General features: G+C 73.1%; 21 protein-coding genes. 15 read left to right on the top strand and 6 right to left on the bottom strand.

Annotated features, from left to right (window positions below; genetic code table 11):
* Positions 1–84 precede the first annotated feature (84 nt).
* From AC162C_RS05710 to AC162C_RS05685, 6 genes are read left to right on the top strand one after another with little or no spacing between them, the layout of a single operon-like run.
* Positions 85–1,263, top strand: coding sequence for a type IV pilus twitching motility protein PilT (locus AC162C_RS05710; protein ID WP_462973910.1), 1,179 nt, complete (start codon positions 85–87; stop codon positions 1,261–1,263).
* Positions 1,264–1,269: 6 nt separating this feature from the next.
* The gene (pilM, locus tag AC162C_RS05705) at positions 1,270–3,840 is read left to right on the top strand and encodes a type IV pilus assembly protein PilM (RefSeq protein WP_484096708.1); all 2,571 of its coding nucleotides are present in this window, start codon (positions 1,270–1,272) and stop codon (positions 3,838–3,840) included.
* Positions 3,837–4,487 (top strand): type 4a pilus biogenesis protein PilO, encoded by a 651-nt coding sequence (pilO, locus tag AC162C_RS05700; RefSeq protein WP_484096707.1) that lies wholly within the window; start codon positions 3,837–3,839, stop codon positions 4,485–4,487. The genes pilM and pilO overlap by 4 nt, the downstream gene beginning before the upstream one ends.
* A complete protein-coding gene (locus tag AC162C_RS05695; protein ID WP_484096706.1) occupies positions 4,487–5,320 on the top strand; it encodes a hypothetical protein in 834 nt (277 codons plus the stop codon). Before pilO ends, AC162C_RS05695 begins: the two co-directional genes overlap by 1 nt.
* Positions 5,317–5,862 carry a type IV pilus modification PilV family protein gene (locus AC162C_RS05690; protein WP_484096705.1) on the top strand — a complete coding sequence of 182 codons (546 nt, stop codon included), beginning with the start codon at positions 5,317–5,319 and terminating at the stop codon, positions 5,860–5,862. The genes AC162C_RS05695 and AC162C_RS05690 overlap by 4 nt, the downstream gene beginning before the upstream one ends.
* Positions 5,863–5,912: 50 nt before the next feature.
* A complete protein-coding gene (locus AC162C_RS05685; RefSeq protein WP_462973905.1) occupies positions 5,913–7,130 on the top strand; it encodes a type II secretion system F family protein in 1,218 nt (405 codons plus the stop codon).
* A gap of 65 nt (positions 7,131–7,195) precedes the next feature.
* On the opposite strand, the gene AC162C_RS05680 is transcribed toward AC162C_RS05685, so the two are convergent.
* Together AC162C_RS05680 and AC162C_RS05675 are read right to left on the bottom strand one after the other, a co-directional pair.
* Positions 7,196–7,633, bottom strand: a complete 438-nt coding sequence (locus AC162C_RS05680; protein WP_462973904.1) for a GFA family protein — start codon at positions 7,631–7,633, stop codon at positions 7,196–7,198.
* Between the two features lie 131 nt (positions 7,634–7,764).
* Positions 7,765–8,835 (bottom strand): FUSC family protein, encoded by a 1,071-nt coding sequence (locus tag AC162C_RS05675; protein WP_484096704.1) that lies wholly within the window; start codon positions 8,833–8,835, stop codon positions 7,765–7,767.
* A 62-nt stretch (positions 8,836–8,897) separates the two neighbouring features.
* Here AC162C_RS05675 and AC162C_RS05670 point away from each other — a divergent pair, with 62 nt between their 5' ends.
* From AC162C_RS05670 to AC162C_RS05660, 3 genes are all read left to right on the top strand, one after another.
* Positions 8,898–9,395 (top strand): potassium channel family protein, encoded by a 498-nt coding sequence (locus tag AC162C_RS05670; RefSeq protein ID WP_484096703.1) that lies wholly within the window; start codon positions 8,898–8,900, stop codon positions 9,393–9,395.
* Between the two features lie 53 nt (positions 9,396–9,448).
* Positions 9,449–10,240: a formate dehydrogenase accessory sulfurtransferase FdhD gene (gene fdhD / locus AC162C_RS05665; protein ID WP_484096702.1), complete on the top strand. Its 792-nt coding sequence runs from the start codon at positions 9,449–9,451 to the stop codon at positions 10,238–10,240.
* Between the two features lie 78 nt (positions 10,241–10,318).
* Positions 10,319–12,160 (top strand): heavy metal translocating P-type ATPase, encoded by a 1,842-nt coding sequence (locus tag AC162C_RS05660; protein WP_484096701.1) that lies wholly within the window; start codon positions 10,319–10,321, stop codon positions 12,158–12,160.
* Here AC162C_RS05660 and AC162C_RS05655 read toward each other — a convergent pair.
* Complete coding sequence (locus tag AC162C_RS05655; protein WP_484096723.1) at positions 12,135–13,052, bottom strand: LysR substrate-binding domain-containing protein; 918 nt, start codon at positions 13,050–13,052, stop codon at positions 12,135–12,137. The two genes, AC162C_RS05660 and AC162C_RS05655, sit on opposite strands and share 26 nt — an antisense overlap.
* Before the next feature lie 126 nt (positions 13,053–13,178).
* Here AC162C_RS05655 and AC162C_RS05650 point away from each other — a divergent pair, with 126 nt between their 5' ends.
* From AC162C_RS05650 to mobA, 4 genes are read left to right on the top strand one after another with little or no spacing between them, the layout of a single operon-like run.
* The gene (locus AC162C_RS05650; RefSeq protein WP_484096700.1) at positions 13,179–15,134 is read left to right on the top strand and encodes a molybdopterin oxidoreductase family protein; all 1,956 of its coding nucleotides are present in this window, start codon (positions 13,179–13,181) and stop codon (positions 15,132–15,134) included.
* A gap of 3 nt (positions 15,135–15,137) precedes the next feature.
* On the top strand, positions 15,138–16,997 hold the full coding sequence (locus tag AC162C_RS05645) for an NAD(P)H-dependent oxidoreductase subunit E (protein ID WP_484096699.1): 1,860 nt from the start codon (positions 15,138–15,140) through the stop codon (positions 16,995–16,997).
* Between the two features lie 23 nt (positions 16,998–17,020).
* Complete coding sequence (locus tag AC162C_RS05640) at positions 17,021–17,917, top strand: 2Fe-2S iron-sulfur cluster-binding protein (protein ID WP_484096722.1); 897 nt, start codon at positions 17,021–17,023, stop codon at positions 17,915–17,917.
* 4 nt (positions 17,918–17,921) lie between these two features.
* Complete coding sequence (gene mobA, locus AC162C_RS05635) at positions 17,922–18,566, top strand: molybdenum cofactor guanylyltransferase (RefSeq protein WP_484096698.1); 645 nt, start codon at positions 17,922–17,924, stop codon at positions 18,564–18,566.
* Positions 18,567–18,596: 30 nt separating this feature from the next.
* Here mobA and AC162C_RS05630 read toward each other — a convergent pair whose 3' ends face one another.
* From AC162C_RS05630 to arfB, 3 genes are all read right to left on the bottom strand, one after another.
* Positions 18,597–19,667, bottom strand: a complete 1,071-nt coding sequence (locus tag AC162C_RS05630; RefSeq protein ID WP_484096697.1) for a hypothetical protein — start codon at positions 19,665–19,667, stop codon at positions 18,597–18,599.
* Positions 19,668–19,779: 112 nt separating this feature from the next.
* Positions 19,780–20,523 carry a biotin--[acetyl-CoA-carboxylase] ligase gene (locus AC162C_RS05625; protein WP_484096696.1) on the bottom strand — a complete coding sequence of 248 codons (744 nt, stop codon included), beginning with the start codon at positions 20,521–20,523 and terminating at the stop codon, positions 19,780–19,782.
* The gene (arfB, locus tag AC162C_RS05620; protein ID WP_484096695.1) at positions 20,520–20,933 is read right to left on the bottom strand and encodes an alternative ribosome rescue aminoacyl-tRNA hydrolase ArfB; all 414 of its coding nucleotides are present in this window, start codon (positions 20,931–20,933) and stop codon (positions 20,520–20,522) included. Before arfB ends, AC162C_RS05625 begins: the two co-directional genes overlap by 4 nt.
* Between arfB and AC162C_RS05615 the strand changes: the two genes are divergently transcribed.
* Both AC162C_RS05615 and acpS read left to right on the top strand, forming a co-directional pair.
* Entirely contained in the window at positions 20,932–21,708 is a 777-nt protein-coding gene (locus AC162C_RS05615; protein ID WP_462973892.1) for a TIGR01458 family HAD-type hydrolase, read from the top strand. The genes arfB and AC162C_RS05615 overlap by 2 nt on opposite strands.
* 22 nt (positions 21,709–21,730) lie before the next feature.
* Positions 21,731–22,114: a holo-ACP synthase gene (gene acpS, locus AC162C_RS05610; RefSeq protein ID WP_462973891.1), complete on the top strand. Its 384-nt coding sequence runs from the start codon at positions 21,731–21,733 to the stop codon at positions 22,112–22,114.
* Positions 22,115–22,136: the final 22 nt, after the last annotated feature.

Here is a 22,136-nt window from a genome sequence, read left to right as displayed (position 1 = left end):
GGCCGGTCAGCACACCGCGGGCGGCGAGTCCCTCGTTCGGGGGCGGACTCAAGGTGTGGCGACGGGCTGCCGATAGTTGGCGCCGTGGAGCTCTCCGAGCACGCATCTCCCGCGCCGCTGTCGGCCGACGGACTCCTCGAGCGGGCCGTCGAGCTCGGTGCATCCGACGTCCACGTGACGGCGGGCTCTCCGCCTGCCGTGCGTGTCCACGGGCACATCGAGCTCCTCTCGGATCTCCCGGAGCTCGATCCCGACATGACGCGGGAGCTCGTCTACCGGATCACCACCACCGAGCAGCAGAAGAAGCTGGAGATCGATCGCCAGCTCGACTTCGCCTACGGCATCCGCGGTCTCGCCCGGTTCCGCGTCAACGCCTACTACCAGCGGGAGGCCCTCGCGGCCGCGTTCCGTCTCATCCCGACGGAGATCAAGTCGCTGGAGGAGCTCGGGCTGCCGCCGTCGCTCCACGAGTTCACGGCGAAGCCCCGCGGCATCGTCCTCTTCACGGGCCCGACCGGCTCGGGGAAGTCGACGTCGCTGGCTGCGCTGATCGACGAGATCAACCGCAAGCGCACCGACCACATCATCACGATCGAGGATCCGATCGAGTTCCTGCACCAGCACAAGCGGTGCATCGTCAACCAGCGCGAGATCGGCTGGGACGCGGTCGGGTTCGCGGAGGCGCTGCGCGGAGCGCTGCGCCAGGATCCCGACGTGATCCTCCTCGGGGAGATGCGCGACCTCGAGACGATCGCGACGGCGCTGACCGCGGCCGAGACCGGCCACCTCGTGTTCGCGACGCTGCACACGCAGAGCGCACCGAGCACGATCGACCGGATCATCGACGTCTTCCCCGCCGCGCAGCAGGACCAGGTGCGGATGCAGCTGGCCAACGCGCTGCAGGGGATCGTCACGCAGACGCTCCTGCCGCGCGCGGACGGCCAGGGGCGCGTCTGCGCGCTCGAGGTGCTGTTCCTCGATGACGCGATCAGGAACCTGATCCGCCAGGGGAAGATCGAGCAGGTCTACTCGTACATGCAGACCGGCACGCGCCGGGGGATGCAGACGATGGAGCAGTCGCTCACGGAGCTCGTCTCCAAGCGACTGGTCAACGTCAGGGATGCGATCACCCGCTCGAGCCGCCCCGAAGCACTGCTGTCCGCCCTCGAGCGGGCCGGCATCTCCGTCCCTGCCATGTCGACCGACGGCGCACCGTCGGCGTCGCCCGCTCTCGGGGCGTCGCTGCGGGTTGCCGGGAGCTGAGCCGCCATGACCTCGTGGAACCCGTTCACCGCACCCCCGACCGACGCCGACGGCGAGCGCAACGCCTCCGCGCCCGCGCATCGACCGCTCGGCTTCGCGGACGTCCGCTCCTCCGAGGGCGTGGCACCGCCACCCGTCACCGGCCACGCGCCGATCGGCTTCGCGCCCGCGCCCGTCGAGGGGACGGAGTTCCGCACGGAGCTCTCCTTCCGTCGGGAGCCGCGCCTGCTGCCGATGCCGCCCGCCGTCGACCTCGACACCCCCCCCGCGACGCTCCCGGTCGCCGGCCGTCCCGAGCCTCTCACCGCCGGCCCGACGCCGGCGTGGACGCCGCTCGCGAGCGCGGACGGCGACAAGGTGCCGTTCTACAAGCGCGAGATCACGTTCCGGCGCCGCCGCGACGAGCAGGCCGACGACGTCGGCGCCGCCGAGGTGGCCCCCGAGGTCTCCGTGGACGCGCACGTGGAGTCGACGTCCGAGCGCGCGCCGTTCGGCTTCGCGCCGAGCGCCGGCGACGACGAGCGCGAGCCCGACGAGGCGCCGCGTGTCGATCCCGAGCCGGATCCCGAGCCAGAGGTGTTTGCCGTCGAGAAGCACCACGAGCAGGAGCAGGAGCAGGAGGAGGGCCCCGTGACCGATGCACCCCCGAGCCCTGTCGACGCAGCGGTCGAGCCCGACCGTGACGGCGACGACCTGGTGGTTGCGACGACGCCCCCTCCTGCGCCTGTCCTTGCAGACGAGCACGACGGCGAGTCGTCGGCCGAGCCGGTCTTCGAGGCGCATCCCGGTGACGGACAGCCCATGAAGTCCAGGCGCTCGCTCCGCATCCGCCCCGCCGGCGCGCCCGCACCCAAGAAGGCGCGCGGCCGCGGGAGCCGGAGCTCACGCAAGCTCGTCGGCCTCAAGATCGGCGCCTCGCAGCTCGCAGCCGCCGTCGTCCAGGAGACGGACGGGCGCCACGAGCTGCTCGAGGTCGCGCGCACGCCGCTCGAGTCCGGCGTCGTCGTCGACGGCGAGGTCCGTGACGCATCGGCCCTCGCGAGCGCGCTGCGCCGGTTCTTCGACGAGCACGGCCTCCCGAAGCGCGACGTCCGCCTCGGCCTCTCGAGCAACCGGATCGGCGTCCGGACGTTCGAGATGGGCGGCATCGAGGACGACGAGCGCTTCGACAACGCCGTCCGGTTCAAGGCGCACGAGGTGCTCCCCGTGTCCGTCCACGAGTCGGTGCTCGACTACCGGATCGTCGACGAGCGTGCGAGCGAGACGGGCGAGCCCGTCCGCCGCGTGTTCCTCGTCGTCGCCCCCCGCGACCAGGTCGAGCCGTACCTCTCCGTGTGCCAGGAGGCCGGGCTGCGGCTCGCCGGAATCGATCTCGAGGCGCTGGGCCTCCTTCGCACCTTCGTCGATCCGCGTCCGTTCGCGTCGCGGGCCGCCGACGACACCGCCACGGTGGTCGTCGCGATCGGCCACGAGGTGACGACCCTGCTCGTCGCGGGCGGCGGCTCCTGCGAGTTCACGCGCGTGTTCGACTGGGGCGGGGAGACCCTCCAGGACGCGATCGCGCAGGAGCTCGAGGTGCACGCGGCCGAGGCCGCGACGATCCTCCGTCACCTCTCGCTGACCGGCGCCACGTCCTCGCTCGCCTCTCTCGACGACGAGTCACGCGCGAAGGCGCTCGACGCGGTGCGCGGACGCCTCACCCCGTTCGCCCGCGAGCTCGTCAGCTCGCTCCAGTTCTACCAGACCCAGAACGAGTCGCTCGGCATCGGCGAGATCGTGATCACGGGCGGGACCTCGCACCTCGGAGGCCTCGCCGAGGCCCTGCACCAGATGATCGGCGTGTCGGTTCGCGTCGGCGATCCGCTCCAGCGCATCGTCTCGCGCACGGCGCTCGACATGAGCCTCGAGTCGGCGATCGGCTCGCTCGCGGTGCCGATCGGCCTCGCGATCGACGACGATCCGACCCGTTCCGTCAACCTCGTGCCCCGCGACGCCCTCGGGCAGGATCGCCGTCGCCCGAGCCTGGTGAAGGTGGCCGCGCCGGTCGCCGTCGCCGTCCCGCTCGTCGCGCTCGCGTTCATGTTCGTCCAGGCGAACGGCACGGTCTCGGAGCGCGAGTCGGCGCTCGCGGCGGTCCAGGCCGACATCGACGCCCTACCGGAGCCGAAGCGTCCGCAGATCGACCCGAGCCTGGCCGCGTCGGAAGCCGGCCGTGCCGCCGCGCTCGCGAGCGTCCTCGGCGGCCGGGTCTCGTGGGACGGTGTGCTCCGTGACGTCTCGCTCGTGCTGCCGGGGAACGTCTCCCTGACCCGCCTGGCCGCGCAGCTGCCGGAGCCCGTTCCCGCGACGGCGCAGGCGGACACGACCACCACGGCTCCGGTCGCGGTGTCGCCGACCGGCGTCGAGATCGAGGGCTACACGGGCAATCAGCCGTCGGTCGCCCGACTGCTCGCACGGCTGCGGACGGTCCCGAGCCTCCGCAACGTCCAACTCCAGTCGAGCACGTACGAAGAGGTCGGCTCCGAGGTGATCGTCCGCTTCGTCGTCCTCGCCGACATGGCCGGAGGTGCCTCATGACCAGCGTGCTCCGCACCAAGCAGGGCATGCTCGCGGCGGGTGCCGCGGCCCTCGCCCTCGTCCTCGTCGCCGGCTGGTTCCTCGTCGTCTCGCCCAAGCGCACCAGGGCCGACGAGCTCCAGTCGGAGGTCGCCGCCGCCCAGAACGAGCTCGCCCAGAAGCGCGCCGAGCTCGCGCGCCCGAGCGCGGCCATCCGCATCAAGGCGAACGACCTGTACCGGCTGTCGAAGGCGCTCCCGGGCGCGACCGACACCGGCGGAGTGATTCTCGACGTCGACCGCCTCGCCCAGCGACACGACCTCACGTTCTGGTCGATGACGCCCGAGTCGCCGCAGGTCGGCACCGGCGTCGTCCAGCAGCCATACGGGGTCGTGCTCGAAGGTCGCTTCGGGGACGTCTCGCGGTTCCTCCGCGACCTGCGCACCCTCGTCAAGGTCAAGAAGGGCCGCCTCGACGCCCGCGGCCGCATCTACGCGGTCGACAGCATCGAGCTGCAGGAGCCCGAGACCGGCAAGAAGTTCCCCGTCGTGAAGGCCTCGCTGACGGTCAACGCCTTCAGTTACGCCGGCGTCGCCGTGCCGCCGGGGGACACCTCTGAAACCACGACCACGACGACCGGAACGGTCGCCGCAGGAGCGACACCGTAATGGCCACCAAAGTCGACGCGCTCGCCGCGAAACAGGCAAAGCAGAAGAAGATCCTCGTCGTCCTCGGCATCGTGCTGCTCGCCGTGGTGGCACTGCAGGGCCCGAGGCTCCTGAAGCAGGTCGGCGGCTCCTCGTCGTCCCCTGCCCCGGCCGTGTCGGCGGCAGACCAGGAGCAGGCCGCTGCCGCGTCCGCCGCCGCCGCAGCCGCGACGCCGGGCGCACCCGCTGCATCGACGGCGGCTGCTCCGGTCGCAGCGTCCGTGTCGCTCGCCAGCGCGCGCACCTCGGCGAACCCGCGGCGGCCGGCCGAAGAGGGCCAGCTGCGGGCGTTCAGCCTCTTCACGCCGAAGGACCCGTTCGTGCAGTCGCTTCCGGACGAGACCTCCGGGGCGACGAGCCCGACCGGTGAGCCGACGCTCAGCGACACGCAGCCGGGCGCAGCCGGGAAGAAGGCCGCCGCTGCGGCGAAGGCATCGTCCGGCCCCGCCACGTCCGCGGCGAAGGCCGGGCAGTCGCAGACCGCGCCGACCGAAGGGCCGCCCGAGTACGCGACGATCTCGGTCAACGGGACGCCCGAGCAGCTCGCGCTCGACGACATGTTCCCGGCGCAGGAGGACGTGTTCGTGCTCCTCTCCCTCAAGCCGAAGAGCGCCGAGATCGGCATCGCGGGCGGCAAGCTCACGAAGGGCGAGTCGCTGACGCTGAAGTTGGGCAAGCCCGTGACGCTCGTGAACACGGCGACCGGGGCGCGGTACGCGCTGAAGCTGCTGTACACGGGGAGCTCGCCCGAGCAGACGAAGGAGTTCTCGCCGGGCGCGACGTCGGACAAGTGATCGAGCGGCTGCGTCGGGACGACGGCTTCGGCCTCGTCGAGCTGATCACCACGATGGTGATCCTCAACATCGCGATCTTCGCCCTGTTCGCGATGCTCAACGCCGGCGTCCTCTCGATCGGGCGTGCGAGCCGCACGTCCACGGCCGCGGTGCTCGCCGAGAAGCAGCAGGAGATGTACCGGTCGCTGCTCTACCAGGACATCGGGCTCCATCCGTCCCTCGTCGCCGCCGCCGGGGACGCGGTCCACGTCGCCGACGCGGCGGAGTGGGCCGGCGGCGCCCAGGTGACGGCGGCGTCGTGCAACGCCTCGCTCGAGCGCTGTCAGCCCGTCCGCACCGGTGTCGTCGGGCCCGACGGCCGCACCTACCGGATCGACACGTACATCCGGTCGGACACGCCTGCCGGCGGCCGACCGACGAAGCGCGTGACCGTGACCGTGAGGCGCGAGAGCACCCCGCCGAGCAACCCGCTCGCGAAGCTGACCGCGATCTTCGACCTCTCGACCGGGTGCGTCGTCGACTCGACGACCGCCCCCTGCTAGCCCGTCCGAGTGCTCAAGCCGTGACCGCCACCCACCGATAGGAACCCAGGATGCCTGCCTTCGCCTACAGCGCCATCAACGCCCAGGGCTCTGTCATCACCGGAGAGATCCAGGCGGCCGACGCGTCGGCCGCCCGCGATGCGCTGCGCGGGAGCGGGCTGCTCGCGCAGAGGCTCGAGGAGCAGGGTGGCGCCCAGGCCGGCCGCTCGAACGTCCTCGGGCGCGGCAAGAAGGTGAAGGCGAAGTCGCTGCAGATCTTCTCCCGCCAGTTCGCGACGATGATCGAGGCCGGCCTCTCGGTCGTCACGGCGCTCGTGATCCTGGAGCAGCAGACCGACGACCAGGCGCTCGCGCTCGTGATCGACGACGTGCGCGAGAAGGTCGAGTCGGGGGCGCTGCTCTCCGAGGCGATGGCCTCGCACCCCAACGTCTTCAGCCGCCTGTACATCGCGATGGTCGAGGCCGGCGAGGCCGCGGGCGTGCTCGACGTCGTGCTCGACCGGGTCGCCACCCAGATCGAGAAGGAGCAGAAGATCAAGCGCCGCGTGAAGGGCGCGATGATCTACCCGACGGTCGTGCTCGCCTTCGCGACGCTCGTCCTGATCGGGATGCTGATGTTCCTCGTCCCGGTCTTCGTGAAGATCTTCGACACCCTCGGCGGCGAGCTGCCCGTGCTCACGCAGTGGGTCGTCAAGGCGTCCGACCTCCTGCGCGACCGCTGGTACATCGTCTTCCCGCTGATCGGCCTCGCGATCTTCTCCTTCCTCCGCTGGAAGAAGACGGAGGCCGGTCGCCAGGCATGGGATCGCTTCAAGCTGCGGATCCCGATGCAGATCGGCACCGTGGTGCGCAAGGTCGCGATGGCGCGATGGTCGCGGACGCTGTCGACGCTGATCGCATCCGGCGTCGACATCATCAAGGCGCTCGACATCACCGCCCAGACGTCGGGCAACTGGGTCGTCGAGGAGGCGACCGGCGAGGTGCGTGTGCGCGTCCAGGAGGGCGCCACGATCGCCCAGCCGCTGATCGAGATGCCGATCTTCCCCCCGATGGTCTCCCAGATGGTGAAGATCGGCGAGGAGACCGGGGAGCTCGAGAAGATGCTCGGCAAGGTCGCGGACTTCTACGAGGAAGAGGTCGACGCGTCGATCCAGGCGCTGACCTCGATCATCGAGCCGATCATGATGATCGGCGTGGGCGTCATGGTCGGGATCATCATCATCGCGATGTACCTGCCCATGTTCCGCATGCTCACGCTGATCCAGTAGCCGTCGTCTTCGGCCGAGCTCGACCGCGTCGCGCCACGGCCGCCCGGGGCCGCACGCCGCGGGCGTCAGGCGTCGGTGTGGGCGTCGTCGAAGCGCGGGAGCCCGTCGTCAGGGAGCTCGTCCCAGGGCGCCCGTGAGGCGACGAACAGGTGGAACTGGGGCCGGATGCCCGGGTCGCCGTCGAGTGCCCCGAGCCGGATCCCGATCTCGTCGCCTTCCGGCCACTCGGCGCCGAAGAGGCTCGATCCGCACACCGAGCAGAAGGCCTTCACGCGGCCGTCGTCCGGCCGGAAGACGGTGATCAGCTCCTCGCCGGCGAGCAGGCGGAAGCCGCTGCGGGGCACTCTGGCCTGCGTCCCGCCGAAGGTGCCGGAGTGCTTCCGGCAGCGCGAGCAGTGACAGTGGTTCGCCCACAGGAACGGCGCCGTGACCTCGAAGCGGACGCCGCCGCACAGGCACGAGCCGTGGAGCGGGTGGTCCGGGCCCGGCCGCGTCGCGCCCATGTCAGGCGGGCCCGTACGGGGCGGTGCGCGGAGCGGGCGGCGCCGGGGCCACGGCGCCGAGCGTAGCGACCCGGCGGCAGGCTCGCCACGCCTCGCGCCGCCACGGGTCGCGGCGTGCCGCTCGAGCGCGTTCAGGCGGTCGTCGCCGTGTCGGGTCGACGCCGACCCGCGATCGACAGCACCACCGCCGTGACCGCGAACGCGATGCCGATGCCGAGAACGGTCGCCCCGACCCGTTCCCACACCGTCTCCCCGACGTCGCCCTCGACGAGGCGCGTCGAGAGGATCAGGAGCGTCGTGAGGAAGAACGTGAAGGCCGCGTAGTTCGCGCGCTGCACGGCGACCATCAGCATCGAGGCGACGACGAGCAGGAACGTCAGCCAGGGCGTGCTGTCGACGTTCTGGACGACGAGGATGCCGGCCGCCGCGCCGAACACCGTTCCCACGGCGCGATGCACGCCGATCGCCCAGGACTCGACCGGGTCGCTCTTGATGATCACGAACGCGACGAGCACGGCCCAGTAGGGATGCCGGTCGAAGAGGTACCAGCCGAGCGCGGTGGTGCCGCCGGTGGCGAGCCCCCGGACGACGGCGAACTGGAAGAGCGGCGACTCCGGGCGGAGGGCCGCCCGGAGCGGCGCGCTCCAGGGCCCGGCGGGGGCCGCCGGCGGCTCCTCCGCTTCCGGGCCCGGTGGCGCCGCTGTCCGCCGCCGGTGCGCCGCGAGCGGCTGGAGGACCACGGCGAACGCGCCGCCGGCGAGGAAGCTCGCCGCGAGGCCGCCCAGCGAGTGATCGCTCGCCGTGAAGGTGAGCGAGAGCAGCAACCACAGGTTGAGCAGGAAGGCGGCCGTCGCCGCCGTCTTGCCGTAGGCGACCACGATCGTCGCCGCGAACGTCACGACGGCGACCACGAGCCCCGCCGTCCACCCCCGCTCGCCCGACCACACGCCGACGACCGTGAGGAGCGAGCCGACCGTCGCGACCGCGACCCCGCGGGCGATGCACGGCGCGAGCCGGCCGCTCCCCGCCGAGACCGCGGTGATGATCGCCCCGAGGACGGCGGCGACGCCCGCGTACCCGACGACGGCCAGGAAGGCCACCGCCGCGCCGAGGGCGAGGAGCCCGACGAGCCCCGTGCGCAGCGAGAACTGCTCCCGGTCGAGCTCGAACAGCCCGACCCGCGCTCGGCTCACGCGTGCCATCGTGCAGAGCCTAGGGGCCGCGCGGGCCAGCGGCGTCGGTCGCGGGTGCCAGAATGCCCGCCATGTCGCTCTCACGGCGCAGCCTCGAGCGCTTCCGATCCCAGCCCTCGTCGATCCGCAATGCGACGCTCGCGATCATCGGGACGACCATCGGCGCGGTCGTCGGCGGGGCGGTGCTCGTGCGGGTCTTCGCGCGCCACGAGTACCAGTCGATCGGCGACGCGCTCTGGTACTCGCTGCAGACGGTGACGACCGTGGGGTACGGCGACGTCACCCCGGAGAGCGCAGTCGGTCGCATCGTCGGGGCCGTCGTCATGCTCTCCGCGATCGGGTTCATCACCGTGATCACGGCCGCGATCACCTCGGCGTTCGTGGAGGCTGCACGCCGGAAGGCGGAGCGGGACGAGGAGCTGGAGACGTCGGACGAACAGCGGGCCGCGGAGAGGATCGAGGCGGCAATCGGCGCGATCGGCTCGCGTCTCGACCGCATCGAGGAGGCGCTCGCGATCCGGAACGGCCCGCCGGGGCGGTCCGACGCGGCCCCGGAGCCCGACCGCTGACGCGTCACGCTCGTGCACCTGCCGCACGCGTGTGCCGGCGCTAAGGTGCGGCGGTGAGCGAGCAGGCCCCGCCGCCGCCGTACGCGACCGCTGTCGCACGGGTGCGCAGGCTCCCGGCGGGTGAGGAGTCGGACGACCGGCTCGCCGTCGAGGAGCCGCTCGAGATCCGGGTGAACGGCGAGCCCGTGGCCGTCACGATGCGCACGCCGGGGCACGACGACGAGCTCGCGCTCGGCTTCTGCCTCACCGAAGGGATCCCCGCGCGCGCCGTCCGCGTCCCCGCCGATCTCGCCGCCAATACCGTCGAGGTCGAGGCGCCGGGCTTCGACGCGTCCCGTCTCCGCCGCGCCTTCTACACCACGTCGTCGTGCGGTGTCTGCGGCAAGGGTGCGATCGAGCAGGTCGCCGTCGAGGCGGCCCCGGTCGAGAGCGCTCTGCGCGTGTCGGTCGAGGTCGTCTCGTCGCTCCCCGAGCGGCTCCGGGCCGGCCAGACGGTCTTCGAGGCGACGGGGGGGCTCCACGCGACCGGCCTCTTCACCGCGAGCGGCTCGCTGCTGTGCCTCCGGGAGGACGTCGGCCGTCACAACGCGCTCGACAAGGTCGTCGGCTGGGCGGCCGCCGCCGGTCGCCTGCCGCTCGCCGACGCCGTCCTCTGCGTCAGCGGACGGCTCTCGTTCGAGCTCGTGCAGAAGGCCTCCGTCGCCGGCTGCCCGGTCGTCGTCGCCGTCGGCGCCCCGTCGTCGCTCGCCGTCGAGCTCGCGGTCGACCGTCGGATCACCCTGTGCGGGTTCGTGCGGGAGGGAAGGGTGAACGTGTACTCGGTCCCCGAGCGCGTCGCCGCTTGAGCCGCTCCGGGCTTCCCACCGGCCGATCCGCGCACGCCCGGATGCGCGCCGCGACCCCCGATCGCCACGATTGAGCCTGTGGCACGGTCGTTCAACCGCGTCCTCGCGAGCCTGATCCTCGCCGCGCTGGCGGGCGGCCTCGCGCTCGCACTCCTCGACCACCACCGCGCCGCCGAGGCGCTGTGGGCGGTCGCGACGATCGCGGTCCTCGTCCCGCTGGCGCTCGACGTCGCCCGATCGCTCCTGAAGGGCGACGTCGGCGTCGATGCGATCGCGCTCGTCGCGATCGTCGGCGCGCTGCTGCTCGGCGAGTACCTCGCAGGCGTGATCATCGCCCTCATGCTCGCGGGCGGGAACGCCCTCGAGGACTACGCCCAGGGCCGTGCGACGCGCGAGCTCCGGTCGCTGGTCGACCGCGCGCCGCGCATCGGGCACCGCCGCGAGGGCGACGCGATCGTCGAGGTGCCGGTGGAGCGGCTGGCGATCGGGGACACGCTCGTGATCCGGGCCGGTGAGGTCGTCCCCGCCGACGGGACGGTGGCGGGCGCGCGGGAGGCGGTGATCGACACGTCGGCGCTGACGGGCGAGCCGCTCCCGGTCACGGTGCCCGTGGGCGGGGCGGTGCTCTCCGGCACGTCGAATGCGGGCGAGGCCTTCGACCTCGGCGTCGACCGCCCCGCGGCGGAGTCGGCCTACGCGGGCGTCGTCCGGCTCGTGCGCCAGGCGGCCGAGCAGCGAGCGCCGTTCGTGCGCATGGCCGACCGCTACGCGATCGTGTTCCTGCCCGTGACCGCCGTCGTCGCCGGCACGGCCTGGGCGCTCAGCGGCGACCCCGTGCGCGCGCTCGCCGTGTTCGTGGTGGCGACCCCGTGCCCGCTGATCCTCGCCGCGCCGATCGCGCTCGTCGCCGGTCTCTCCCGCGCCGCAGGGCTCGGCATCATCGTCAAGGGAGGCGGGGCGATCGAGGCGCTCGGCGGTGCGCGCACCGTCCTCTTCGACAAGACGGGGACGGTGACGAGCGGGGAGCCGGAGATCGAGCGCGTCGTCGCGCTCGACGACCTCCCGCCCCAGGAGGTGGTGCGGCTCGCCGCCTCGCTCGACCAGCACTCGGCGCACGCGCTCGCGGAGGCGCTCGTGCACGGCGCCGTGCGCGACGGCCTCGCGCTCTCGCCTCCAACCGACACCCGTGAGACGCCGGGTCAGGGCATCGTCGGCGTCGTCGAGGGCCGGCAGGTGGCGGTGGGGTCCGGCGCGTGGCTCGAGCAGCTGGGGTACGAGGGCGCCCGGCACGCGTCACGCGCCCTCGACGGCGCGGCGACCGTGGGGCGCGCCAAGGTCGTCGTCGGCGTCGACGGCGCCCTCAGCGGCGTGATCGTGATGGCCGACCACATCCGCCCGGAGGCGACGCAGCTCGCGGACGCGCTCCGGGACGTCGGCATCCAGCACGTCGCGCTCGTCTCCGGCGACCGCCGCGAGATCGCCGACGAGGTGGGGAGGCTCGTCGACGTCGACGTCGTCTACGCCGAGCAGAGCCCGGAGGACAAGCTCGACGTCGTCCGCGCGATCCGCGCCCAGGAGCGGCTCCGTCCCGTGGTGATGGTGGGCGACGGGATCAACGACGCCCCGGCCCTCGCGCTCGCCGACGTCGGGATCGCGATGGGCGCGCAGGGGGCGACGGTGTCGTCGGAGACGGCCGACGTCGTCGTCACCGTCGACAAGGTCGACCGCGTGACCGATGCGGTGAGGATCGGGCGACGCTCCCTCCACATCGCCCGCCAGAGCGTGATCCTGGGGCTCGGCGCGAGCCTGATCGCGATGGTGTTCGCGGCGTTCGGGTACCTCCCGCCGGTCGCGGGCGCCCTCCTCCAGGAAGGCATCGACGTGGCGGTGATCGTCAACGCGCTGCGCGCGCTCCGCTGAGCGCGGCCTCGACGTCGACGCCGCGCGCGACACCGTGGAGTGCGCGGACGAGGAGCGGCTCGGGGTCGCGGTCGAGCCAGACGAGGCCCATCGAGCGCGCCGCCCGGGGGGCGACGAGCGGGATCGCGCGCATCCCCTCGGGCACGCCGAACTGGTGCAGCCAGGCGTGGGCCAGCACCGTCGACAGCCCGCCGTCGCGCACGTGGAGGTAGAGGGTCGAGACGGAGTTCGTCTCGAGGACGGGGCGCGGCGACGCGCCGGCCTCCGCGAAGAGCGCGTCGACGATGCGGCGGTTCTGCATGTCGGTGGTGAGCAGGCACAACGGCAGCCCCGCCGCCTCGGCCCAGCCGACGTCGGCGCGCCCGCCAAGCGGGCCGTCGCCCGCGGTCAGGAGCAGGTAGCGCTCGCGGTAGAGGGAGAGCGTGCGCACCCCCTCGAGCGGCTCGGAGTCGAGATACGTGAGCCCGACCTCGAGCTCGTAGTCGGCGAGCCCGCGCTCGATCTGCCGTGAGTTGAGCGAGTAGACGGAGACGGTGACCCCCGGGTGCGCGGCGCGGAACGGCGTCGTGAGGAGCGCGACGGAGGAGATCGACGTCGGCACGACGCCGAGCCGCAGGCGGCCGGAGAGCCCGCGGCGCATCGCGTCGACCGTCTCCTCCAGCCCGTCGACGTCCGCCAGCACGCGCTGCGCCCAGCCCAGCACCTGCTCCCCCTCGGGGGTGAGGCCCTCGTAGCGCTGGCCGCGGCGCACGAGCGGGAACCCCACCTCCGCCTCGAGGCGCCGCAGGCCCGCGGAGAGCGTCGGCTGCGTCACCCCGAGGGCGCCGGCCGCCCGACCGAAGTGCTGCTCGCGCGCGACCGCGGCGAGGTACGCGAGGTGCTGGAGGGCAATGGCCATTTCGACCATGGTACGAGTTTTGATAGACGAAATCTATGATGGAGTCGACGGCGTCACTTTGACGCGGGGCCGGCGGAGCGGAATCCTTCGGGCGAGATCCGCGGAGAAGGAGAGAGCCACATGCGCACGCCGAAGGGCCGTCTCACCACCCCGCTCGTCCGCGACGGCGACGCATTGCGAGCCGCGTCGTGGGACGCGGCGCTCGACGAGGTCGCCGCCGGCTTCGCCCGCGCGCGCGACGTCGGCGCGGCGACGTCGTTCGGGGTCTTCTCGTGCTCGAAGGCGACGAACGAGATGAACTTCCTGGCGCAGAAGTTCGCGCGCCAGGCGATGGGCACGAACAACATCGACTCGTGTAACCGCACCTGACACGCGCCCAGCGTCGTCGGTCTGGCGACGGTGTTCGGAGCGGGCGGCGGCACCTCGTCGTACCGCGAGATCGAGGAGACGGACGTCGTCCTCCTGTGGGGCTCGAACGCGCGCGAGACGCACCCGATCTTCTTCCACCACCTCCTCAAGGGCGTGCACGCCGGCGCGCGGCTCCACGTGATCGACCCGCGGCGGACGACCTCGGCCCAGTGGGCCGACCGGTGGCTCGGGCTCGACGTCGGCTCCGACATCGCGCTCGCGCACACGATGGCGCGCGAGATCGTGCACGCCGGGCTGCACAACCGTGCCTTCGTCGAGCGCGCGACGACGGGCTTCGACGAGTTCGTCGCGTCGATCGAGCCGTTCACGCTCGACGAGGGGGAGCGGCTCACCGGCGTCCCGGCCGAGGCGATCCGGGAGACCGCCCACGCGTTCGCGCGCGCCGACCGGGCGATGATCTGCTGGACGCTCGGCATCACCGAGCACCACAACGCCGTCGACAACGTCCTCGCCCTCATCAACCTCGGCCTGCTCTGCGGTCACGTCGGCCGCTACGGCTCCGGGCTCAACCCCCTCCGCGGCCAGAACAACGTCCAGGGCGGCGGCGACATGGGCGCGATCCCGAACAAGCTGCCCGGCTTCCAGGACATCGAGCGGGACGCCGACGCGCGGGCCCGGTTCGAGGCGGCGTGGGGGGTGCCGATCCGTCCCCACTACGGCTGGCACCTCACGCAGATGTTCCACGCGATGGAGCGCGGAGAGCTGCGCACGCTCTACGTGATCGGCGAGAACCCGGCCCAGTCGGAGGCCGACGTCGGGCACGCGCGCACGCTCCTCTCGGGGCTCGACTTCCTCGTCGTGCAGGACATCGTGATGACGAAGACCGCCGAGCTCGCCGACGTCGTCCTGCCGTCCTCGGCGTCGTGGTGCGAGAGCGAGGGCACGGTGACGAACAGCGAGCGCCGCGTGCAGCGGGTGCGCAAGGCGCTCGACGCGCCCGGAGAGGCCCGGGACGACATGTGGATCCTCTCCGAGCTGGCGCGACGGCTCGGGTACGACTGGGGCCAGCCGACGGCCGAGGAGGCGTGGGAAGAGCTGCGATCGCTCTCCCCGATGCACCGCGGGATGAGCTACCAGCGCCTCGAGGAGCACGACGGGCTGCAGTGGCCGTGCCCGGACGACGCGCACCCCGGCTCGCCGTTCCTCCACGACCGCCTCTGGCGCGAGCCGCTCGAGGGGCCGCCCGCGCCGTTCAGCGTCGTCGAGGCGCGGCCGCCGTTCGAGGCGCTCGACGCCGAGTACCCGATCCGGCTCACCACGGGGCGCCGGCTCGAGTCGTACAACACGGGCGCCCAGTCCGGCCGCTACCGGTCGCCGCTGCACCGCGGCGAGTCGATCGACGTCTCGCCGGAGGACGCCGAGCGCCTCGAGCTCTCCGAGGGCGAGGTCGTCCGCGTCTCGTCCCGGCGCGGCTCGGTCGAGGCGCCGGTGCGGGTCGACGAGTCCCTGCGCGCGGGCCTCGCGTTCATGACGTTCCACTTCCCGGAGGAGGTGGAGACGAACCTGCTGACGATCGACGCGACCGACCCGAAGTCGGGGACGGCCGAGTTCAAGGCGGCGGCGATCCGCATCGAGAAGCGCGAGCCCGGTGTCGTCGAGGATCGCGCCGGTGCAGCCGAGCCCGCGGCCGTGGGGGCGGACGCCTAGCCCGTGGACCTCCACCTCGTCCCCGGTGCCCGACCGACCGCCGCGGAGCGCGCGGCGCTCGACGACGTCCTCGGCCCGCCCGTGGACGGGTGGGACGGCGGCAGCCGTCGCACCGGCCCCGGCGGGAACACGGCGACGGGCGGCCATGCCGCCCGCGGTCGCAGGCACCTGCTGCTGCCGGCACTGTGGGCGCTCCAGGAGCGGATCGGCTGGATCAGCCCCGGTGGCCTCAACGAGCTCTGCCGTCGGCTCGCCGTCCCGCCGGCCGACGCGTACGGCGTCGCGACCTTCTACGCGCTGTTCGCGGTCGAGCCGAGGCCGCCCCGCGTCGTCCACGTCTGTGAGGACCTCGCGTGCCGCTGCCGCGGCGCCGAGGGCCTGATCGCGCAGCTCGAGGAGCGCTTTGGCGCGGAGGGCGACCTGTCGGACGACGGCTCGGCGACGTGGTTCCGCAGCCCCTGCCTCGGGCAGTGCGACCGCGCGCCGGCGGCGATGCTCGCCGTCGCCGGCGAGCTGCCCTCCGACCGGGTGCTCGCGCCGACGACCGCGTCGGACGTGCTCGACGTGCTCGCGGGGGGCGAGCCCGGGCCGGAGCCCCCGACGAGGCTGCCGCAGCACGGCGACGACCTCAGGCTGCTGCGCCGGGTCGGCGTCGTCGATCCGTCGAGCCTCGACGACTACCGCGCGCACGGGGGGTACGCCGCGCTCCGTCGCGCGCTCGAGCTCGGGCCCGAGGGCGTCGTGCGCGAGGTCAGGGAGTCGAAGCTGCTCGGCCGCGGCGGAGCCGCGTTCCCCACCGGCGTCAAGTGGGAGGCGGTCGCCCGGCAGCCCGTCCGGCCGCACTACGTCGTCTGCAACGCCGACGAGTCCGAGCCCGGGACGTTCAAGGACCGCGTGCTGATGGAGGGCGACCCGTTCGCCGTGATCGAGGCGATGACGATCGCCGCGTACGCGACCGGCTCCGAGCACGGCTACGTCTACCTGCGCGGCGAGTACCCGCAGGCCCATCACGCGCTCGAGCACGCGCTCGCGGAGGCGCGCCGCCGCGGGCTCCTCGGCCCGGACGTGCTCGGTGCGGGCTTCGCGTTCGACATCGAGGTGCGCAAGGGCGCGGGCGCGTACATCTGCGGCGAGGAGACGGCGATCTTCGAGTCGATCGAGGGGAAGCGCGGCGAGCCGCGGAACAAGCCGCCGTTCCCCGTCACCCACGGCCTCCACGGGAAGCCGACGGTGATCAACACCGTGGAGACGCTCGTCAACGTCCTCGACGTCGTGCTGCAGTCGGGGCCGTCGTTCGCCGAGACGGGCACCGCCGACTCCACCGGGACGAAGCTCTTCTGCCTCTCGGGCCACGTCGAGCGGCCCGGCGTCTACGAGGTCCGGTTCGGCACGACGCTGCGCGAGCTCCTCGAGCTCGCCGGCGGCGTCCCCGGTGGGCGCGCGCTGCAGGCCGTGCTGATGGGCGGTGCCGCCGGGAGCTTCCTCACGCCCGACGACCTCGACGTGCCGCTCACCTTCGAGGGGGCGCGGGCGGCGGGCACGACACTCGGCTCCGGCGTCGTGCTCGTGCTCGACGAGACCGTCGACCTGCCGCGGTTCCTGGCGAGGATCGCCGCGTTCTTCCGCAACGAGTCGTGCGGCCAGTGCGTTCCGTGCCGCGTGGGGACGGTGCGCCAGCAGGAGGCGCTCGCGCGCCTCGTCGCGGGACGGCCCCGAGGCGGCGTCGCGCGGGAGCTCGCGCTCGTCGCCGAGGTCGGACAGTGCATGCGCGACGCGTCGATCTGCGGGCTCGGGCAGACGGCGTCGAGCGCGATCGAGTCCGCGATCGCGCGGCTCGACGTCTTCGCCGGAGGGCGGTCGTGAGCGACCTCCTCGCGCCCCGGCGGATGGTCGAGCTGGAGGTCGACGGGCAGCCGGTCCGCGTCTTCGAGGGGCAGACGATCCTCGATGCGTGCCGCCGGCTCGGGATCGACACGCCGACGCTCTGCTACGGCGAGACGCTCGAGCCCGCGAACGCATGCCGGGTCTGCGTCGTCGAGCTGGAGGGGGCGAGGGTGCTCGCGCCCGCGTGCTCCCGCCCCGCGGAGGAGGGGATGAAGGTGCGGACCGACTCCGAGCGCGTTCGCCTCTCCCGCCGGCTCGTGCTCGAGCTCCTCGCCTCGTCCGTCGACCTCTCGACGACGCCCGTCGCGCCCGGCTACCTCGAGCGCTACGACGCCGAGCCCGAGCGGTTCGGGCCGCAGGCCCCGCCGGACGCCGACCGCGACCGGAAGCGCACCGGCGCCCACGCGGAGCCCGACGGGCAGACGGCGGCGACCGTCCATGCCCCGATCAAGGTCGACAACGAGCTGTACGTGCGCGACTACTCGAAGTGCATCCTCTGTTACAAGTGCGTCGACGCCTGCGGCGAGCAGTACCAGAACACGTTCGCGATCCACGTCGCCGGGCGGGGCTTCGACGCCCGGATCTCCACCGAGTACGTCGCCGAGCTTCCGGAGTCCGCGTGCGTCTACTGCGGCAACTGCATCGCCGTCTGCCCCACGGGCGCGCTCATGTTCCGGTCGGAGCACGAGCTGCGCGAGGCGGGTGAGTGGCGCGAGGACGAGCAGACGGTGACGCAGACGATCTGCCCGTACTGCGGCGTCGGCTGCACGCTCGAGCTCCATGTGCAGGACAACGAGATCGTGAAGGTGACGAGCCCCGACGACCACGACGTCACGCGCGGCAACCTCTGCATCAAGGGGCGGTTCGGCTTCCAGCACGTCCACCACCGCGAGGCGTAGCCTCGTGCGCCGCGCCGCGGTCGTCCTCGCCGGGGGTCGTTCCGACCGCATGGGCCGCGACAAGGCGAGCCTCGACTGGCTGGGCATCCCGCTCGTCGCGCACGTGGCCGGCGTCGTCGGCGACGCCCTCGACCACGGGCCGGTGGTCGTCGTGCGCTCCGCGGGCCAGGCCCTGCCGCCGCTCCCCGCGGGCGTCGAGGTCGTGGAGGACCGCGCCGCGGGCCGCGGGCCGCTGCAGGGGCTCCGCGACGGTCTCGACGTCCTCGCCGGTCGCGCGGAGGTCGCGTTCGCGTGCGGGGTCGACGCCCCGCTGCTCGTCCCCGCGTTCGTCCACCGCGTCGTGGACGCCGTCGGCGCGGACGTCGACGCCGCGATCCCGGTCGTGGCCGGGAGGCGGCACCCGCTGCTCGCCGCCTACCGCGTCGCGCTCGGCCCGCTCGCCGCGGTGCTGCTCGACGAGGGCGTGCGCGAGCTCGGGCGCCTGGCGGCGAGCTGCCGCGCGCGGCTGCTGGACGAGCGTGCGCTGCTCGCCGACCCGGAGCTCGCCGCCGCCGACCCGGAGCTCCACTCGGTCGTGAACGTGAACACGCCCGAGGAGTACCGGCGCGCACTCGCGCTCGCCCGCGGGCCGAACCCCACCGGGGACTGACCCCGCGCGCGACCCTGGCGCCCGGCCGCGCTACCCGGCGAGCCGCTGGACGACGTCGCGGGTACCGGCGGGCATCCGCGCGAGCACGGCGATCCGGATCGCGTCCCGCCACCTCGACCAGCGGAGCCCGAGGACGATCAGCGCGATCCCGACGACGGCGATCACGAGCGGCGCGATCCCTCCGAGCTCGCCGAGCGCGGCCACGGTCGCGATGAGCACGCCGGCGGCGCCGACGACCGTGAAGCTCCAGTGGCGCACGAACGCGGAGAAGAACAGCGAGATCGCTCCCAGCGCCCCGACGAGCGTGTAGCCCGGCACGGTCTCCGGGACGACCAACATCACGCCTGCGCCGGTGAGCAGGAGCCCGCACCAGTGGGCCCAGGTCGCATACGAGCGCCGGCGCGTCACGTCGAGCCAGAGCCCGGCCGCGAGCCACGCGACGCCGAGCGGCAGCACGAACGCGGCGAGCTGTCGCCCGCTGAGCTCGTCGAGGATCTCGCCGAACACGAGCTCGGCCAGGTCGGCCGCGAGCACCGCCGTCGCAGCGGCGATGGGAACGAGGAGCAGCCGGTCGGGCCGCGCCGCGAACAGCAGCGCGGCGAACGCGAGCCCGACGAGCGCGATCGTCGTCAGGCCACGGTGCACCTCGCCGCTGTCGCTCGCGAGCTCCGGCCAGTACCCGGCGAGCTCCTGCACGGCGTACGTCGCCACGCCGACCCACGCGACGGCCACCGCCTCGAGCGCCTCGGCCGGCTCCACGAGGTCGCGCCGGCGCAGGATCTCGCTCGCGGCGAGGGACCCCGCGAGGTACAGGACGGCCAGCGCGAGCACGCCTGCGGCGCCGAGCCCGTCCCAGTAGATGACGAGGAGCGAGACCGATGCCGCGACGACGAGGAGGAGCCCGAGGTAGAAGGCGATCAGCGGCCCGAGCCCGAGCACGACGGGCCGCGCGACGCGCTCCTCGGCCTCGGCCGCCGCGAGCTCGTCCCACAGGCGCCGGATCTCCTCCGCGCCGTGCCCGTGCGCGGCCAGCCTGCGCTCGAACTCCTGCGACGTCAGGTCGAGATGGGAGGGGCTGCGGACAGGTAACCCAACGGCCATCGCGCACCTCCGGCGCTCACCGATCTCTCACCTCCATCACGCCACGTCTCGACACCCGGCGCATCGGGGTTTCGTGCACGATGGAAGCGGCTTTCCCACGCCCGGGGGAGCCTCAGAGGAGCTCGATCTCGCCGCTCTCCACGAGCCGTACGCCCGAGCCCTCGAGGATCACCTCGAGCCGGCCGTCGGCCGTGATCCGCCCGCCCGTGCCCTCGCCGACGCCCGTCCTGAGCGCGAGCCCGACGACCGCGTTGCGCCGTTCGAGCTCGGGCAGGAGCGCGGCGAGGCCGTCCCGCAGCCAGGCGTCGTAGGCCGGCTCGAGCTCGGCGAGCACGTCGGCGACGAGCGTCGCGCGGTCGTGTTCGCGGCCGGTCGCCGTCCGCAGCGAGCCGGCGGGCGGGCGGGTCGCCCGCGGCAGGCGCTCCGCCGGCTGGTTCACGTTCACGCCGACCCCGCAGACGACTGCGTCGTCGCGCGTCTCGAGGAGGATGCCCGCCACCTTGCGCCCGTCGAGCAGCACGTCGTTCGGCCACTTCACGAGGGCGTCGAGGCCGGTGGCCCGCTCGATCGCCCGTGCGACCGCGAGCGCGACGACGAGCGACAGCTGCGGCAGGCGTGGGCCGGGCGGCGGCCTGAGCAGGACGGAGCAGAGCAGCGCGTCGCCCGGCGCGTCCTCCCAGACACGGCCGCGCCGACCGCGGCCGGCCGTCTGGTGGTCGGTGACGGCGACGGCGCCCTCGGGGAGTCCCGGATCGCGCATCAGGTCCTGCGTCGAGGCGCACGTGTCGACGAACAGGTACGGCCGACCGAGGCGCCCGCGCAGCAGCGGGAGCACCGTGTCCGCGGCGAGCGTCACTCGTCCTCCGGCGGGCGCCGCGCTCTCTTCACCGACGCCCGCCGGCGCTTGCCCTCGAGCCGGCGGTCGACCGCCCCCTTCGTCGGCGTCGTCGCGACCCGCCGTCTCGGCACCTTGAGGCCCTCCGCGAGCTTCGCCGCGAGCCGCTCGAGCGCCAGTTCGCGATTCCGCGCCTGGCTGCGCTCGTCCTGGGCGACGGCACGGACGACCGGGCCGAGCCGTGCCCGTAGGCGATCCTTCTGCGCCTCGTCGAGCACGGTCGAGGCCTCGACGGCGAACACCGCCTCGACGCGCGTCTCCGCGGTGTTCGCGTGCTGTCCGCCGGGCCCCGACGAGCGCGACACCCGCAGCGTGATCTCGTCCAGAGGGATGGAGACGGAGCCGGTGACGCGAATAGACTCCTCGTGCATGGCCTGCATTCTCCTCGACATCGACGGCGTGCTCCACGTGTCGGGGGAGGCGATCCCCGGTGCCGCCGAGGCCGTGGCGCGGCTGCGGGACGCCGGGCACGCGCTGCGCTTCGTGACGAACAACTCCACGCGTCCGCGATCGCAGCTCGCGGACGACCTGCGGCAGCTCGGCATCGAGCTCGACGAGGACGAGCTGCAGACGACGCCGCGGGCGGCCGCGCGCGAGCTCGCGGGGAAGCGGGTGCTGGCGCTCGTGATGGCGGGGATCGTGCCCGACCTCGAGGGCATCGAGCTCGTCGGCCACGACGCCGACGCGGTGCTCCTCGGCGGCTGCGACGAGACGACCGAGCCGAACCAGGTCTTCAGCTACATGAACCTCGCGGGCGCGTTCGCGGAGATCATGGGCGGCGCCGACTTCTACTGCCTGCACCGCAATCGCTGGTGGCAGACGAGGCGCGGCCCGATGCTCGACGCGGGCGCGTTCGTCGCCGGGCTCGAGTACGCGACCGGGGTCGAGGCGACGGTGCTCGGAAAGCCGAGCCCCTCCTACTTCGCGGCCGCGCTCGACGCGCTCGACGCGGAGCCGGAGCTCACGTGGATGGTCACCGACGACCTCGAGGCGGACGTGCGCGGCGCCCAGGTGTTCGGGATGCGCACGGCGCTCGTGCGGACCGGGAAGTTCCGTCCGGACGCGCTCGAGGGCTCGAACGTCGTGCCCGAGGTCGTGCTCAGCTCGATCGCGCAGTTCCCCGACTGGCTCGAGCGCGCGACGTAGGGCGGAGGCGCGGGCGATCCCGATGGCAGTGCGGATCGGCACGGACCTGATCGAGATCGAGCGCATCCGCAGGGCGCTCGAGCGCCCCGGCTTCCGCGACCGCTGCTTCACCGCCGCCGAGCAGGCGTACTGCGAGGCCAAGCGGAACCCGGCGGAGAGCTACGCCGCGCGCTTCTGCGGCAAGGAGGCGGTCGGCAAGGCGCTCGGGTGCGGCGTGCGCTTCACGTGGAAGGAGATCGAGATCGTCGGGCCGCCGAAGCCGGGAGTGACGCTCTCCGGCCGCACGCTCGCCTATGCCGAGCGGGTCGGCATGACGGCGATCGACGTCTCCCTCACGCACTCGCACACGATGGCTGCCGCGACCTGCATCGCGAACCTCGAGGCTCCGCCGCCGGGGACGGGGTAGGGCGTGCTCGAGCCGCTGTACA

Source organism: Gaiella sp. (assembly GCF_057140465.1).
The sequence above is the reverse complement of the archived record's forward strand: the minus strand, read 5'-3'. Positions and strand labels throughout refer to the sequence as shown.

Bases quoted from the DNA above. Each gene is read 5' to 3' on its own strand.
- AC162C_RS05630 (WP_484096697.1), bottom strand. From the start codon at position 19,667: ATGGCCGTTGGGTTACCTGTCCGCAGCCCCTCCCATCTCGACCTGACG.
- AC162C_RS05615 (WP_462973892.1), top strand. From the start codon at position 20,932: ATGGCCTGCATTCTCCTCGACATCGACGGCGTGCTCCACGTGTCGGGG.
- AC162C_RS05670 (WP_484096703.1), top strand. From the start codon at position 8,898: ATGTCGCTCTCACGGCGCAGCCTCGAGCGCTTCCGATCCCAGCCCTCG.
- AC162C_RS05680 (WP_462973904.1), bottom strand. From the start codon at position 7,633: ATGGGCGCGACGCGGCCGGGCCCGGACCACCCGCTCCACGGCTCGTGC.
- AC162C_RS05695 (WP_484096706.1), top strand. From the start codon at position 4,487: ATGGCCACCAAAGTCGACGCGCTCGCCGCGAAACAGGCAAAGCAGAAG.
- pilO (WP_484096707.1), top strand. From the start codon at position 3,837: ATGACCAGCGTGCTCCGCACCAAGCAGGGCATGCTCGCGGCGGGTGCC.
- acpS (WP_462973891.1), top strand. From the start codon at position 21,731: ATGGCAGTGCGGATCGGCACGGACCTGATCGAGATCGAGCGCATCCGC.
- AC162C_RS05685 (WP_462973905.1), top strand. From the start codon at position 5,913: ATGCCTGCCTTCGCCTACAGCGCCATCAACGCCCAGGGCTCTGTCATC.
- AC162C_RS05640 (WP_484096722.1), top strand. From the start codon at position 17,021: ATGGTCGAGCTGGAGGTCGACGGGCAGCCGGTCCGCGTCTTCGAGGGG.
- AC162C_RS05675 (WP_484096704.1), bottom strand. From the start codon at position 8,835: ATGGCACGCGTGAGCCGAGCGCGGGTCGGGCTGTTCGAGCTCGACCGG.
- pilM (WP_484096708.1), top strand. From the start codon at position 1,270: ATGACCTCGTGGAACCCGTTCACCGCACCCCCGACCGACGCCGACGGC.
- arfB (WP_484096695.1), bottom strand. From the start codon at position 20,933: ATGCACGAGGAGTCTATTCGCGTCACCGGCTCCGTCTCCATCCCTCTG.